The organism is Cupriavidus sp. 86D6 (assembly GCF_057815095.1).
In genome coordinates this window covers 637,538-651,386 of the sequence record NZ_JBYPSB010000001.1, presented here as the reverse complement: position 1 = coordinate 651,386, position 13,849 = coordinate 637,538, and the positions used below count along the sequence as shown (strand labels likewise).

At 66.1% G+C, this 13,849-nt stretch carries 12 protein-coding genes; all 12 read right to left on the bottom strand.

The window, feature by feature from the left end; genetic code table 11:
- Positions 1–18: 18 nt before the first annotated feature.
- Positions 19–729 carry a phosphoribosylanthranilate isomerase gene (locus tag AC3G88_RS02985; protein ID WP_488770487.1) on the bottom strand — a complete coding sequence of 237 codons (711 nt, stop codon included), beginning with the start codon at positions 727–729 and terminating at the stop codon, positions 19–21.
- The gene (gene truA, locus AC3G88_RS02980) at positions 719–1,549 is read right to left on the bottom strand and encodes a tRNA pseudouridine(38-40) synthase TruA (protein ID WP_153945450.1); all 831 of its coding nucleotides are present in this window, start codon (positions 1,547–1,549) and stop codon (positions 719–721) included. Before truA ends, AC3G88_RS02985 begins: the two co-directional genes overlap by 11 nt.
- Before the next feature lie 143 nt (positions 1,550–1,692).
- Positions 1,693–4,500, bottom strand: coding sequence for a motility hub landmark protein FimV (locus AC3G88_RS02975; RefSeq protein ID WP_488770488.1), 2,808 nt, complete (start codon positions 4,498–4,500; stop codon positions 1,693–1,695).
- Between the two features lie 304 nt (positions 4,501–4,804).
- Positions 4,805–5,941, bottom strand: a complete 1,137-nt coding sequence (gene asd, locus AC3G88_RS02970) for an aspartate-semialdehyde dehydrogenase (protein WP_488770489.1) — start codon at positions 5,939–5,941, stop codon at positions 4,805–4,807.
- 442 nt (positions 5,942–6,383) lie between these two features.
- Positions 6,384–7,451, bottom strand: coding sequence for a 3-isopropylmalate dehydrogenase (gene leuB, locus AC3G88_RS02965; protein WP_153945453.1), 1,068 nt, complete (start codon positions 7,449–7,451; stop codon positions 6,384–6,386).
- Positions 7,452–7,487: 36 nt separating this feature from the next.
- Positions 7,488–8,138 (bottom strand): 3-isopropylmalate dehydratase small subunit, encoded by a 651-nt coding sequence (leuD, locus tag AC3G88_RS02960; protein WP_488770490.1) that lies wholly within the window; start codon positions 8,136–8,138, stop codon positions 7,488–7,490.
- Between the two features lie 9 nt (positions 8,139–8,147).
- Positions 8,148–8,279 carry an entericidin A/B family lipoprotein gene (locus tag AC3G88_RS02955; protein ID WP_153945455.1) on the bottom strand — a complete coding sequence of 44 codons (132 nt, stop codon included), beginning with the start codon at positions 8,277–8,279 and terminating at the stop codon, positions 8,148–8,150.
- A gap of 50 nt (positions 8,280–8,329) precedes the next feature.
- Positions 8,330–9,739 (bottom strand): 3-isopropylmalate dehydratase large subunit, encoded by a 1,410-nt coding sequence (gene leuC, locus AC3G88_RS02950; RefSeq protein ID WP_488770491.1) that lies wholly within the window; start codon positions 9,737–9,739, stop codon positions 8,330–8,332.
- Positions 9,740–10,046: 307 nt separating this feature from the next.
- Positions 10,047–10,748 carry an ABC transporter ATP-binding protein gene (locus tag AC3G88_RS02945; RefSeq protein ID WP_488770492.1) on the bottom strand — a complete coding sequence of 234 codons (702 nt, stop codon included), beginning with the start codon at positions 10,746–10,748 and terminating at the stop codon, positions 10,047–10,049.
- Positions 10,748–11,515, bottom strand: coding sequence for a high-affinity branched-chain amino acid ABC transporter ATP-binding protein LivG (gene livG, locus AC3G88_RS02940; RefSeq protein ID WP_488770493.1), 768 nt, complete (start codon positions 11,513–11,515; stop codon positions 10,748–10,750). The genes AC3G88_RS02945 and livG overlap by 1 nt, the downstream gene beginning before the upstream one ends.
- Complete coding sequence (locus AC3G88_RS02935) at positions 11,512–12,786, bottom strand: high-affinity branched-chain amino acid ABC transporter permease LivM (RefSeq protein ID WP_400391608.1); 1,275 nt, start codon at positions 12,784–12,786, stop codon at positions 11,512–11,514. The genes livG and AC3G88_RS02935 overlap by 4 nt, the downstream gene beginning before the upstream one ends.
- 12 nt (positions 12,787–12,798) lie before the next feature.
- A complete protein-coding gene (livH, locus tag AC3G88_RS02930; RefSeq protein ID WP_092594303.1) occupies positions 12,799–13,725 on the bottom strand; it encodes a high-affinity branched-chain amino acid ABC transporter permease LivH in 927 nt (308 codons plus the stop codon).
- Positions 13,726–13,849: the final 124 nt, after the last annotated feature.

Genomic DNA, 13,849 nt, shown 5'->3' with positions numbered 1-13,849 from the left:
AACAGTGCTGGCGTGGCGTTACTGGCCGGCCTGTCCTGCATCCGCCCTGCGCACGGCGCGCACGAACGCGGCAATGCGGGCGTGGTCCTTCACACCCTTCGACGCCTCCACGCCGCTGCTGACATCCACGGCATAGGGGCGCACGCGTTCAATCGCACCAGCGACGTTTTGCGCGTTCAACCCACCACTCAAAACGATGCGAGGAGCGTCGCTTGCGGGCGGGCTGGTCGGAATGGGCGGAAGCCATTGAGCAGGAATCAGGGTCCAGTCGAAGACGTGGCCGCCACCGCCATAGCCTTCCACGAAGGCGTCGAGCAACAGGCCGGCGGCGTCACGGTATTGATCGGCGAATTCTACCAAATCAAGCCCCGGCTGGACACGGGCGGCACGCATATACGGCAGCCGGCAGCGGCGGGCGATATCCGTGCATTGCTGCGCCGTTTCGTCGCCATGGAACTGGAGTAGCGTCAGGGGCACACGCTCGGTGACATGCGCCACTTCCTCGGCATCGGCGTTGACGAACAGGCCGGTCACGGTGACGAACGGCGGCACCTGCTCGGCCAGTGCGGCCGCGCGCGCCACATCCACGAAGCGCGGGCTCTTGTCGTAGAACACCAGGCCGATGGCATCGGCGCCGGCGTCAACGGCCGCACGCACGTCCTCCGGACGCGTCAGCCCGCAGATCTTGATGCGGGTGCGGGGCGGCACGCGGCCGGATTCAGGCGCCATTGTCGGGACCATCGGCAAATACTCCGTGGAAGAAGCTGGCGGACGCATCCGCCGCGGGGAGCTGGTACGGCTCAGGATACTTCACGTCGACCAGGTACAGCCCGTCGGGCATGAATGTCGGGGCGGCCTTCTGCCGGTTGCGGCCGGCCAGCACCTCGGCCATCCATTCGGCCGGGTAACGCCCCCGCCCCACCGCCACCAGGCAGCCCATCAGGTTTCGCACCATGTGGTGCAGGAACGCGCTGGCGCGGAACCGCAGGAACACCCAGTTGCCGTCGCCCCGGATCGTCACGTCGTACATCGTCTTGACCGGCGACTTGGCCTGGCACTCGGCCGCCCGGAACGCCGAGAAGTCATGCTCGCCCAGCAGGCAGGCGGCTGCCGCGCGCATGGCATCGACATCGAGCCGCTGGCCCGGCGGCAGCATCTGGTAGCCGGCGCGGCCGTGGATCATCGGCACGCGGTGCGGGCCTGTGTAGAGCGCGTAGTAATACATCCGCTCGTAGGCCAGGAAGCGCGCATGGAACCCGTCGTCGACCGGCTCCGCCCATTGCAGCGCGATGGACGGCGGCAGGAACGCGTTGACGCCGCGCACCCACGAGAACTTGTCGCGGTCCAGCTCGGTATCGAGGTGGATGACCTGGCCCAGCGCATGCACGCCGGTATCGGTCCGCCCCGCCACCGTGGTCAGCAGGCGCGTGCCGGCAAAACGCTCGATGGCGTCTTCCAGGTGGTCCTGCACGGTGTTGCGGTGGGGCTGCGACTGCCAGCCGGAAAAGGCCGAACCGTCGTAGTGGAGTCCGATGGCGATGCGATTCATGGATGTGGCGATGCCCAAAAACAAAATGCGCCGGAAGGGACGCTTCCGGCGCATCGCTTCGGGCTGCGGCATCCGTCTGAACGGCGTGCCGCAAACCCTGCATCATACCGGCCTTTGGGTCCAGACCCGCAGGCCAACCCGCATCAGGCCACGTCGCGCAGCAGCGTGCGGGCTTCGGTCTGCAGCGGGTCTTCCGACTGCTCCACCACTTCCTGCAGCAGTTCGCGGGCACCTTCCTTGTCGCCGATCTCGATGTAGGCGCGCGCCAGGTCGAGCTTGATCTGCATGTCGCGGCTGCCGTCCATCCCGGTGGCCGACAGCGTGCTGGCCGACACGCCATGCGTGGCGTCGCCATGCCCTTCGGACGTGACACGGGCCAGGTCGATCGGCTCGACCAGCTTGCCGTTCTGGAGCATCGTCGGTGCGGGCAGCGGCACGGTCGATTCCGTGAGCGTCGGCACCTCGAACGTGGCAGCCGGCTCGTCCGCCGCGGCACCCGAGTTCGCGGCATTCAGGTCCAGCGACAGGCCGGACATGTCGAATTCCAGCGGACGCGAGCGCGTCGGCGTATCGAGCGCCGGCACTCCGCCTGCCGGCAGATCCAGGCCGGCGTCGTGGCTTTCGTCCAGCACGTCGTCCAGTCGCGCCACCGGTTCCGCAAGGTGATCGTTACCGAATACCAGCGAGGCCGACGCCGGCGCCACGATGGGCTCCCCCGGCGCGGGCGCCGGGAAGGCGTCCAGCGGCAGTGCCAGGTCCGGCATGGCCGGCGCCTGCGGTGCCTGCTGCATCGACTGGGCGGGATCCTGCGTGCGCCACTGGTCGGCCACCGGCGTCGTGGTATCGGCTTCCGCCGTCACGTCGGGCGTCACCGACAGGTACAGCGCATTGCCCGGATCGAGCCTGCGACCCATTTCCGCGACCTGTTGCCAGTCCGCGCCTTGTCCGCCTACCTGGGCGAACATTTCTTCTGCGATCACTCGGAAACCTTCCACATCCTGACGAGTGTTGTAAATCTCCAGCAGCTTCAGGCGGATGGCCTGGCGCTCCGGATTCTGTTGCAACGCTTCGCGCAGGATTTCCTCGGCCTGCACGTCGCGTCCGTACGCGATGTACACCTCGGCCTCGGCAATCGGGTCGACTTCCGTCGCTTCGGGCGAGTTGTTGCCGATGCGGAAGTCGGCGCCGAACACGCTGTGCTGCGACGTGTCGACGCTCTGGCCACCGGCGGTGCCGAACAACGAGTGTCCGCCCGCCATGACCGTGCTTTCCTGGGACAGGATGCTGTCACCGAACCCGGTGTTTTCGCTCGCCTTCTGCTTCTGGCGGCGGCGATAGTACGCATATCCGCCAAGCAACGCAACCAGCACACCAGCGCCCGGCAGCAACATCGGGTTGGCGAGCAGTTCGTCGAGGAACGACGGCTGGGGCACCGGCTGGATGACCGGCGGCTTCTTGTTCGCCACGGCCGGCGCCGAGGCGGCGGCTGCCGGTGCAGAAGCGCCGGCTTGCGGGGCCGACGCCGCGGCGGCAGCTTGCGGTGCCGACGCGGCAGCCGAGGCTGCCGCAGCCGGTGCGGGTTCCGGCGTGGCGGTGCTCGGGGCATCCGCAGCCTTGGCCGGCTCGGCCGGCACCACGGTGGGCGCAGGCGCGGCAGTATCGGCGGCCTTGCCAGCCGCCGGCGCGGCCGATGCCGCAGCGGTGGCAGCGGCGGCCCCCGTGGCAGCCTTGGCGCCCTGGTTGTTCTGGTTGAGCTTGGCGATCTCCGAGTTCTTCAGCTCCATCAGGCGCTGCATGTCGGAGATGTTCTTCTCCAGATCGGCGACGCGCGATTCGGCGTCCTTCAGCTTGCGCTGGCTGGCCACGTCGGCTTCCGCCTTGGCCTGCGCGCCCTTCTCGGCCTTCGACAGCTTCAGTTCGTCACGCGGACCCGCGTTCGGCACCGTGGTGTCCTGCACACGCGCCGTCACGTTGCCCGACTGCTCGCGGCCCGAGCCCGCTTCCACCGACTTGGCGGCGGCCGCCGCGGCCAGCCGGCTGCGGTAGCTGTCGAAGCCCTGCGTACGCGCCACCACTTCGCGGCGCGCTTCGCGCGGGCTCACCGACTGGGCCTGCTGGGCGCTCGGCACCTTCAGCACGGCTCCGGACTTGATCCGGTTGATGTTCCCGCCGATGAAGGCATTCGGGTTGTTGCGGTAGAGCGCGAGCAGCATTTGCTCCAGCGACACCGAATCAACGCCCTGCGAGGCTTCGCCGGCGATGGCATACAGCGTATCGCCTTGCTGGACCGTGTAGCTGCCATGGGCGGCCGTGCCATCGGCCACGGCGGCCGGCGCGGCGGCGCGGCGCGGCTGACGGGCCGGGGCCGGGGCCGGCGCCGGCGCTACCGTGGGCGCCGGCGCCGCAGCGGCAGGCGCGTTGGCGACCGGGGCCGGAGCAGGCGCCGGCGACACGTCGGGCGTGGCGGCCTGCACCACCGTGGTGGGCGAGAACGCCTGGTTCGACGGCTGGGCGCCAGCCGGGTCCAGCAGGAAGGTATAGGCGCGCGTGATCTTGCCGCTGGACCAGCTCATGTCGACCAGGATGTCGACGAACGGTTCGCTGAGCGGCTGGTTGGACCGGACGGTGGCCACATAGGTACCGTTCGGACGCTTCTGCACGTCGAGCTTCACGGTCGAAATGGCCGACAGATAGGTCAGCCCGGCGCGTGAATAGGCGGACGGCGCAGCCAGCTTGACAGCCAGGCTGTCAGCTTCCTCGGGCGTCACGCCGGTGATATCGATTTCAGCCTGGAGCGGCTGCCCCAGATTGGATTGAACCCTTAATTGCCCGAACCCCGCGGCGTACGCGGCAGGCTGCGCAAGCAGCAGACCGGCAGCCGTGATGGCCAGCGTTGACCAGCGCTGACGGACAGTAGGCGCATCTTTCCGGCGATGTAGGCTCACACTCACCTCGTGCTCCATTTATGGTTTTTAGTAGCAGAAATTAACCCGATCCCAACAAATGGCTGGCTGGCGGGCGACGAAACGGACAGGTCGATGCCTGCCCTGCTGCGCGCCCAATGTCGCTGCCATGCATCCCCGATGCATGGTGGCGATGACCCCGTGGCCAAGCGCATGCCGGCTGTATTGTGACGCAAGCCTGCGAAAAAAAGCGTTCCGGATGCGACAACGCCGCGCAGAGGCGCGGCGTTGCTCGGAAAGCGGCAGATTCTGTTGCCTCCCTGCAACGAAAGCGGGGAGGCAATCCGGGGGCTCAACCCTCGATCAGAATGCGCAGCATACGCCGCAGGGGCTCGGCGGCGCCCCACAGCAGCTGGTCGCCCACGGTGAAGGCAGACAGGTACTCGCCGCCCATCTGCATCTTGCGCAGACGGCCAACCGGAATCGTCAGCGTGCCCGTGACGGCGGCCGGCGTCAGGTCCTTCATGCTGGCTTCGCGCGTGTTCGGCACGACCTTGGCCCACTGGTTGTTGGCGGCCAGCATGCCCTCGATCTCGTCCAGCGGCACATCGCGGCGCAGCTTGATCGTGAGCGCCTGCGAGTGGCAGCGCATCGCGCCAATCCGCACGCACAGGCCGTCCACGGCGATCGGGGTGGCGCCGGTGGCACCGACGAAGCCTTCGCCACGACCCAGGATCTTGTTGGTCTCGGCGCCGCCCTTCCATTCTTCCTTGGAAACACCGTTGCCCAGGTCCTTGTCGATCCAGGGAATCAGGTTGCCGGCCAGCGGCACGCCAAACTGCCTGGTTTCGTCAGCCGACAGGCCGTGCTGGGTCGACAGGATCTGGCGGTCGATTTCCAGGATGGCCGATGCCGGATTGTCCAGCAGCGGCTTGACCGCGGCGTTCAGCGTGCCGAACTGCGTCAGCAGCTCGCGCATGTGCTGGGCACCGCCGCCCGACGCGGCCTGGTACGTCATCGAGGTCATCCACTCGATCAGGTCGTGCTCGAACAGGCCGCCCAGGCCCATCATCATGCAGCTGACCGTGCAGTTGCCGCCGATGAAGTTCTTCACGCCCTTGGCCAGCGCGTCCTTGATCACACCGAGGTTCACCGGATCCAGGACGATGATGGCGTCGTCCTTCATGCGCAGCGACGACGCGGCGTCGATCCAGTAGCCGTTCCAGCCGGCGGCGCGCAGGCGCGGGAACACATCGTTCGTGTAGTCGCCGCCCTGGGCGGTGAGCACGACGTCGCACTTCTTCAGTGCTTCGATGTCGTTCGCATCTTTCAGCGTGGTTTCATTCCTGGCCATGGCCGGGGCCTTGCCGCCAGCGTTGGACGTGCTGAAGAAAACGGGCTCGATATGGTCGAAATCGCCCTCTTCCTGCATGCGCTGCATCAGGACGCTGCCGACCATTCCTCGCCAACCGACGAGACCTACAATCATGACTTACCTCGGATGTGATGTGAACTTCCCCGCCATTTTCCTCGCCCGGCGTGGCTGCGCGGGGAAGACGGGCAGGCACGACGAACGATCTAGGGGATCGTTTTGGTAATGGTTTTAATCGTCGTTGCGGTCAGGCCGAGCGAATCCGCGCCGATCGTGCCGCGGATAGCGGTGCGAGCAGCGGAGGCAGTCAGAAGGGACTGGTGGAATCGGGCCATGACGGGAGAGTCTACACGAAATTGCGGCGCTGCCGCAGGGGAAATGCGGGGTGATTTGTTGCTCGCCGGCGGTTCTCTCCCCTCTCCCACGTGTGGGAGAGGGGCCGGGGGAGACGGCAAGAGGCTAAAAATTGCGATTTCGCATCTTGCACCGCTTTTCCCTCACCCCCGGCCCCTCTCCCACCTGGCGGGAGAGGGGAGCCAAACCATGGGCAATGGATGCCTTACAGCGCCGCCAGCACTGCCTCGCCCATTTCGCGGGTGCCCACCTGCTTGCAGCCCGGCGTCAGGATGTCGCCGGTACGGTAGCCCTGCGCCAGCACCTTCTTGACGGCGTTCTCGATGCGGTCGGCCTGTTCGGCGCGGTTCAGCGAGTAGCGCAGCATCATCGCGGCGGACAGGATCGTGGCCAGCGGATTGGCCACGCCCTTGCCGGCGATATCGGGTGCCGAACCGTGCGACGGCTCGTACAGGCCCTTGTTGTTGGCATCGAGCGAAGCCGACGGCAGCATACCGATCGAGCCGGTCAGCATGGCGGCCTCGTCCGACAGGATGTCGCCGAACATGTTGCCGGTGACGATCACGTCAAAGCTCTTCGGCGCCTTCACCAGCTGCATCGCGGCGTTGTCCACGTACATGTGCGACAGCTCGACGTCCGGATATTCCTTGCTGACATCGATCACGATGTCCTTCCAGAACTGGAACGTCTCCAGCACGTTGGCCTTGTCCACGCTGCACAGCTTCTTGCCGCGCTTGGCCGCGGCCTGGAACGCCACATGGGCGATGCGGCGGATTTCGGGCTCGCTGTAGCGCATCGTGTCGAAGCCTTCGCGGGCGCCCTTGAACAGGCCGTCCGGCGCCTCGCGCACGCCGCGCGGCTGGCCGAAGTAGATGTCGCCGTTCAGTTCGCGCACGATCAGGATGTCCAGGCCGGCCACCAGTTCGGGCTTCAGGCTCGACGCGCCGGTCAGTTCCGGATAGCAGATCGCCGGGCGGAAGTTGGCAAACAGCTGCAGATGCTTGCGCAGGCCCAGGATGGCCTGCTCGGGGCGCAGCGGACGCTCCAGGCTGTCGTACTTCCAGTCGCCCACGGCGCCGAACAGGATGGCGTCGGCTTCCTTGGCCAGCTTCAGCGTGTTTTCCGGCAGCGGGTGTCCTTCGGCCTCGTAGCCGGCGCCGCCCACCGGGGCGGTTTCCATTTCAAACTTCTCGCCAAGGGCGTTCAGCACCTTGACGGCTTCGGCAATGATCTCGGGACCGATACCGTCGCCCGGCAGGACTGCAATCTTCATTTGTCTTCCTAGATAGATAAGTGAACCCGGCCCGCCTCAGCCGACCACGCGGTTGCCCAGCCAGGGCATCCTGGTCAGGCGCTCGGCTTCGTAGGACTTGATCTTGTCCTTCTGGCGCAGCGTCAGGCCGATATCGTCGAAACCGTTCAGCATGCAGTACTTGCGGAACGGGGCGATGTCGAACGAATAGCTGTCGCCACCCGGCGTGATCACCAACTGCTTGTCGAGGTCGATGGTCAGCTTGTAGCCCGGGAACGCCAGCGTCTCGTTGAACAGGTGATCGACCTGCAGGTCGGTCAGCGCCACGGGCAGCAGGCCGTTCTTGTAGCAGTTGTTGAAGAAGATATCGGCAAAGCTCGGCGCGATGACCGCGCGGAAGCCGTACTGCGTGAGCGCCCACGGTGCGTGCTCGCGCGAACTGCCGCAGCCGAAGTTGTTGCGGGCCAGCAGGATCGATGCGCCCTGGTAGCGCGGCTGGTTGAGCACGAAGTCCGGGTTCAGCGGACGCTTGCTGTTGTCCTGGCCGGGCTGGCCCACGTCCTTGTAGCGCCATTCGTCGAACAGGTTCGGACCAAAGCCCGTGCGCTTGATCGACTTCAGGAACTGCTTCGGGATGATCGCGTCGGTATCGACGTTTTCGCGATCGAGCGGCGCCGCGAGGCCGCTGTGTACGGTGAACTTGTCCATGATGTGTCCTTACTTCCGGGCAGCGTTCTCGAGCGCCTGCCCGGCTGCCTGCGTGTCCTTGCCAAGGCCGGCCATCGTGTTGCAGCCAGCCAGTTGCAGCATGCCCAGGCATGCCAGCAGTGTGATCACGATCTTTTTCATGTTTTCTCTATTCGAAAGCCGTGGTTGACCCGTTGACCCGTCGTGGCCGTTCAGCCGAGTTTGCGGATGTCGACGAAATGCCCTTCGATCGCGGCCGCCGCGGCCATGGCCGGGCTGACCAGGTGCGTACGGCCACCGGCGCCCTGACGGCCTTCGAAGTTGCGGTTCGACGTGGACGCGCATCGCTCGCCCGGTTCCAGGCGGTCGGCGTTCATCGCCAGGCACATCGAGCAGCCCGGTTCGCGCCATTCGAAGCCGGCGGCCTTGAAGACCTTGTCCAGCCCTTCGCTCTCGGCCTGTTCCTTGACCAGGCCCGAGCCCGGCACCACCATCGCCAGCTTCACGTTGGACGCCACCTTGCGGCCCAGCTTCTGCACCACCGCCGCGGCGGCGCGCATGTCCTCGATGCGGCTGTTGGTGCACGAGCCAATGAACACCTTGTCGATATTGATCGACTCCATCGGCGTGTTCGGCTGCAGGTTCATGTACTCCAGCGCCCGCTCCATGGCGTTGCGCTTGTTCGAGTCCTTTTCCTTCTCGGGATCCGGCACGCGGTCTTCGATGCTAACGACCATTTCGGGCGACGTACCCCAGGTGACCTGCGGACGGATGTCCTCGGCGCGCAGCTCCACCACCTTGTCGAAGTGGGCGCCGGCGTCCGAATGCAGCGTGCGCCAGTAGGCCACGGCCTGGTCCCATTCCACACCCTGCGGCGCGAACGGGCGGTTCTTCACGTATTCGAGCGTGACGTCGTCCACGGCCACCAGGCCGGCACGCGCCCCGGCTTCGATGGCCATGTTGCAGACCGTCATGCGGCCTTCCATGGTCAGGTCGCGGATCGCCGAGCCGGCGAATTCCATCGTGTAGCCCGTGCCGCCGGCCGTGCCGATCTTGCCGATGATGGCCAGCACGATGTCCTTGGCGGTGCAGCCGCGCGGCAGCTTGCCTTCCACCTTGATCAGCATGTTCTTCGCCTTCTTGCCCAGCAGCGTCTGGGTGGCCAGCACGTGCTCCACTTCCGACGTGCCGATGCCGTGCGCCAGCGCGCCGAACGCGCCGTGCGTGCTGGTGTGCGAATCGCCGCAGACCACGGTCATGCCGGGCAGCGTGGCGCCCTGCTCGGGCCCGATCACGTGGACGATGCCCTGGCGGTGGTCGTTCATCTTGAACTGCGTGATGCCGTAGGCGTCGCAGTTGGCATCCAGCGTATCAACCTGGAGCTTCGAGATCGGGTCGGCAATCCCCTGGGTGCGGTCGGTGGTCGGCACGTTGTGGTCCGACACGGCCAGGTTCGCGCTGATGCGCCACACCGGGCGCTCCGCCAGCTTCAGGCCTTCGAAGGCCTGCGGGCTGGTCACTTCATGCAGCAGATGACGGTCGATGTAGAGCAGCGTCGTGCCGTCTTCCTCGACGTGGACGGTGTGGTCATCCCAGAGTTTGTCGTAGAGCGTCTTGGCCATGATGCGGGGGGCAGACCGTCCGTCGCGTATCCCGGGGGATGCGAACGGCGCGAATCCGCGCGTTGTTTGCAGGGGAATGTTTTCCGGATGCCTCGCGGGCAAGCAGGCTATTTTGCTGCTTTTCCGGCGCAGCCGGTAATTACTTGACATCACAAGCGATTATGCCATGTGGCTCCGCCGCCGAAGGGCAGGCCGGACCGCCTGGGCGGCGGTCATTGGCGAAAGGGGGATTTCGCGGATGGCGAAGGGGCTCGCGCTGGCCTTGGTTTCTCCCCTCTCCCGCACGCGGGAGAGGGGAGCCGCGACTTCAGCCGCCCAGGTACGCCGCACGGATGCGGTCGTTGGCCAGCAGGTTGGCGCCGGTATCGGCCAGCACCACCTTGCCGGTTTCCAGCACGTAGCCGCGGTCGGCCACCTGCAGCGCCTTGTTGGCGTTCTGCTCCACCAGGAACACCGTGACGCCTTCTTCCCGGATCGTGCGGATGATGTCGAAGATCTGCGCGATGATCAGTGGCGCCAGACCGAGCGTGGGCTCGTCCAGCAGCAGCAGGCGGGGCTTGCTCATCAGCGCGCGGCCGATGGCCAGCATCTGCTGCTCGCCGCCGCTCATCGTGCCAGCCCGCTGGCTCGCGCGCTGGTTCAGGCGCGGGAACAGCTTGAACACGTGCTCGATGCCGGCCTCGATGTCATGACGGCTGGCAAAGAAGCCACCCATCTTGAGGTTTTCGAGCACGGTCAGGCTCGGGAACACGCGCCGGCCTTCTGGCGAAATTGCCATGCCCATGCGCATGATCTCGTGCGTGTTGCGGCGGGTGATGTCCTGGCCTTCGAACAGCACGCGGCCGCTGGACGCGCGCGGCGTGCCGCACACGGTCATCATCAGCGTGGTCTTGCCGGCGCCGTTACTGCCGATCAGGGTGACGATCTCGCCCTTGTTGACATCGATCGATACGCCCGACAGCGCCTCGACGGCGCCGTAGTGGGTATGGACGTTTTCCAGCTTCAGCATCAGTCCTCTCCCAGGTATGCCTTGATCACGCGCGGGTCGTTGCGCACCGCTTCGGGCTTGCCGACCATGATCGGCTTGCCGTGCTCCATCACCAGGATGCGGTCCGACACGCCCATCACCAGGCTCATGTCGTGCTCGATCAGTAGCACCGAGATATTGAATTCACGGCGCAGGCGATCGATCAGCTGCTGCAGCTCGATCTTTTCCTGCGGGTTCAGACCGGCCGCCGGTTCGTCCAGCATCAGCAGGCGCGGCCTGGTGATCATGCAGCGCGCGATCTCCAGCCGGCGCTGGTGGCCGTACGACAGCGTGCCCGCCTCGCGGTTGGCCACGCTCGTCAGGCCCATGCGCTCCAGCCATTCGGCGGCACGCTCCAGCGCCTCCCGCTCGGCGCGGCGGTAGGCCGGCGTGGCCAGCAGGCCGCGCAGCAGCCCGGCCTTGACCTGCAGGTGCTGCGCAACCATCAGGTTTTCCACGACGGTCAGCTGCTTGAACAGGCGGATGTTCTGGAACGTGCGCACCAGGCCGTGGCGTGCCACCACGTGGCTGGGCTTGCGCGCGATCGAATGGCCGTCCAGCGTCACCTCGCCGGCGGTGGGCTTGTAGAAGCCGCCCACGCAGTTGAACACGGTGGTCTTGCCGGCGCCGTTCGGACCGATGATGGCGAAGACCTCGTCGCGGCGCACATCGAACTCGATGCCGTCCACGGCCAGCAGACCGCCAAAGCGCATCTGCAGGCCCGATACTTTCAGCATTTCAGTGCTCATCGCGGCAGCTCCACGTGGGGACGGCTAGCGGGCAGCAGGCCCTGCGGACGCCACATCATCATCAACACCATCACCAGGCCGAAGATCAGCATGCGGTATTCGGCAAAGTCGCGCGCCACTTCGGGCAGGATGGTCAGCAGGATGGCCGCCAGGATCACGCCCAGCTGCGAACCCATGCCGCCCAGCACCACCACGGCCAGGATCAGCGCCGACTCGATGAAGGTGAACGATTCCGGATTGACCAGGCCCTGGCGCGCGGCAAAGAACGCACCGGCCAGGCCGGCGAACGATGCGCCCAGCGTGAAGGCCGACAGCTTGATGCGCGTCGGGTTCAGGCCCAGCGAGCGGCAGGCGATCTCGTCCTCGCGCAGTGCCTCCCACGCACGCCCCATCGGCATGCGGATCAGGCGGCTCGTGACGAACAGCGTGAAACCCACCAGCAGGAGCGCCAGCAGGTACAGCCAGATCACCATGTGCTGGCCGGCATACGGGATGCCGATCAGGTCATGGAACGTCTTCGCGCCTTCCACGCTGGCACTGCGTGCCATTTCGATGCCGAACACGGTCGGCTTGGGAATGCCCGATACGCCGTCCGGTCCGCCGGTCAGGCTGGTCAGGTTGTTCAGCAGCAGGCGGATGATTTCACCGAAGCCCAGCGTCACGATGGCCAGGTAGTCGCCACGCAGACGCAGCACCGGGAAGCCCAGGATGAAGCCGAACGTGGCCGCCAGGCCGGCCGACAGCGGCAGGCATTCCCAGAACGTCAGGCCGAAGTACTGGTTCAGCAGCGCATAGGTATAGCCGCCGACCGCGTAGAAGCCCACGTAGCCCAGATCGAGCAGGCCGGCATAGCCCACCACGATGTTCAGGCCCAGGCCCAGGATCACGTAGATCAACGCCAGCGTGGCCACGTCCACCGCGCCGCGCGAGCCGAAGAACGGGAACACCAGGCCCACCACCAGCAGCACCCAGATGGCCGACCGCTGCTGCCGGGCGCCCATCGCGGGCACCGACGGCAGCTTGACCGCGTTGCGGGCACGCAGCAGGAACGGCTTGCACAGCTGGAACAGGAACACCAGGCCCACGGCAATCCACACCGGACGCCAGTGCGGCTCCAGCACCACCTTGTAGCCGTCGAGCTTGAGCTGCAGGCCCAGCACGGGGATGGTCAGGATGGCCGTCAGCACGGCGGCGGTCACGGCATTCTTCAGCGTGTCCGAGACCGACGTTTGCGGGATCGACGCCCGCGAAATCGAAGTCGCTTGTGTCATGTCGCCCTCCCCTCAGACCTTTTCCACATCGGGCTTGCCAAGCAGGCCCGTGGGACGGAACAGCAGTACCAGCACCAGCAGGCCGAATGCCACCACGTCCTTGTACTCGGACGGCATGTAGCCCGACGCGAACGTCTCGGCCAGGCCTAGCAGCACGCCGCCCAGCATCGCGCCCGGAATGCTGCCGATGCCGCCCAGCACCGCCGCCGTAAAGGCCTTGATGCCGGCGATAAAGCCGATAAAGGGATTGAGCTTGCCGATCGTCAGCCCGATCAGCACGCCGCCCACGGCGGCCAGCATGGCGCCGAGCACGAACGTGAACGAGATCACGCGGTTCGTGTCGATGCCCAGCAGGTTGGCCATGCGCATGTCTTCGGCGCAGGCGCGGCAGGCGCGGCCCATGCGCGAATGCCCGATGAACAGCGTCAGCGCGATCATCAGCACCAGCGTCACGCCAACGATCAGCAGGCGCGAATACGGCACGGTCACCGTGAAGTCGCCGCCCATCTGGAATTCGATGGCACCCGAGATCAGGATGGGCACCGACACGTCACGCGCGCCCTGCCCGATCTGGACATAGTTCTGCAGAAAGATGGACATGCCGATGGCCGAGATCAGCGGCACCAGGCGCGGGCCGCCACGCAGGGGGCGGTATGCCACGCGCTCCACGGCAAAGCCGTAGCAGCCAGTCACGACAACGGCAACCAGCAGCGCCGCGCCCAGCACCAGCGGCAGCGGATATCCGGCTTGCGCGCCAATGGCGGTCAGCGTCACAAGACCCACGTAGGCGCCGATCATGTAGATCTCGCCGTGGGCAAAGTTGATCATGCCGATGATGCCGTAGACCATCGTGTAGCCGATGGCGATCAGCGCATAGATCGCACCCAGCGTCAGGCCGTTGACCAGCTGCTGGGTGAACTGAGGAAGGAATTCGTTCATGCGGGGACCTTGTGGATCGGATGAGTCCGATGCGCGATGCCGACCGCCCTTATGTGGCGGCTACCCGACATCGAACCGATACCAAAACGCCCCGCAGGCCGGTTGGCCGCGGGGCGTTTCGCCA

Excerpts from the sequence above, each read along its gene's own strand:
- AC3G88_RS02985 (WP_488770487.1), bottom strand. The coding sequence starts at position 729 with ATGGCGCCTGAATCCGGCCGCGTGCCGCCCCGCACCCGCATCAAGATC.
- truA (WP_153945450.1), bottom strand. The coding sequence starts at position 1,549 with ATGAATCGCATCGCCATCGGACTCCACTACGACGGTTCGGCCTTTTCC.
- asd (WP_488770489.1), bottom strand. The coding sequence starts at position 5,941 with ATGATTGTAGGTCTCGTCGGTTGGCGAGGAATGGTCGGCAGCGTCCTG.
- leuB (WP_153945453.1), bottom strand. The coding sequence starts at position 7,451 with ATGAAGATTGCAGTCCTGCCGGGCGACGGTATCGGTCCCGAGATCATT.
- leuD (WP_488770490.1), bottom strand. The coding sequence starts at position 8,138 with ATGGACAAGTTCACCGTACACAGCGGCCTCGCGGCGCCGCTCGATCGC.
- AC3G88_RS02955 (WP_153945455.1), bottom strand. The coding sequence starts at position 8,279 with ATGAAAAAGATCGTGATCACACTGCTGGCATGCCTGGGCATGCTGCAA.
- leuC (WP_488770491.1), bottom strand. The coding sequence starts at position 9,739 with ATGGCCAAGACGCTCTACGACAAACTCTGGGATGACCACACCGTCCAC.
- AC3G88_RS02945 (WP_488770492.1), bottom strand. The coding sequence starts at position 10,748 with ATGCTGAAGCTGGAAAACGTCCATACCCACTACGGCGCCGTCGAGGCG.
- livG (WP_488770493.1), bottom strand. The coding sequence starts at position 11,515 with ATGAGCACTGAAATGCTGAAAGTATCGGGCCTGCAGATGCGCTTTGGC.
- AC3G88_RS02935 (WP_400391608.1), bottom strand. The coding sequence starts at position 12,786 with ATGACACAAGCGACTTCGATTTCGCGGGCGTCGATCCCGCAAACGTCG.
- livH (WP_092594303.1), bottom strand. The coding sequence starts at position 13,725 with ATGAACGAATTCCTTCCTCAGTTCACCCAGCAGCTGGTCAACGGCCTG.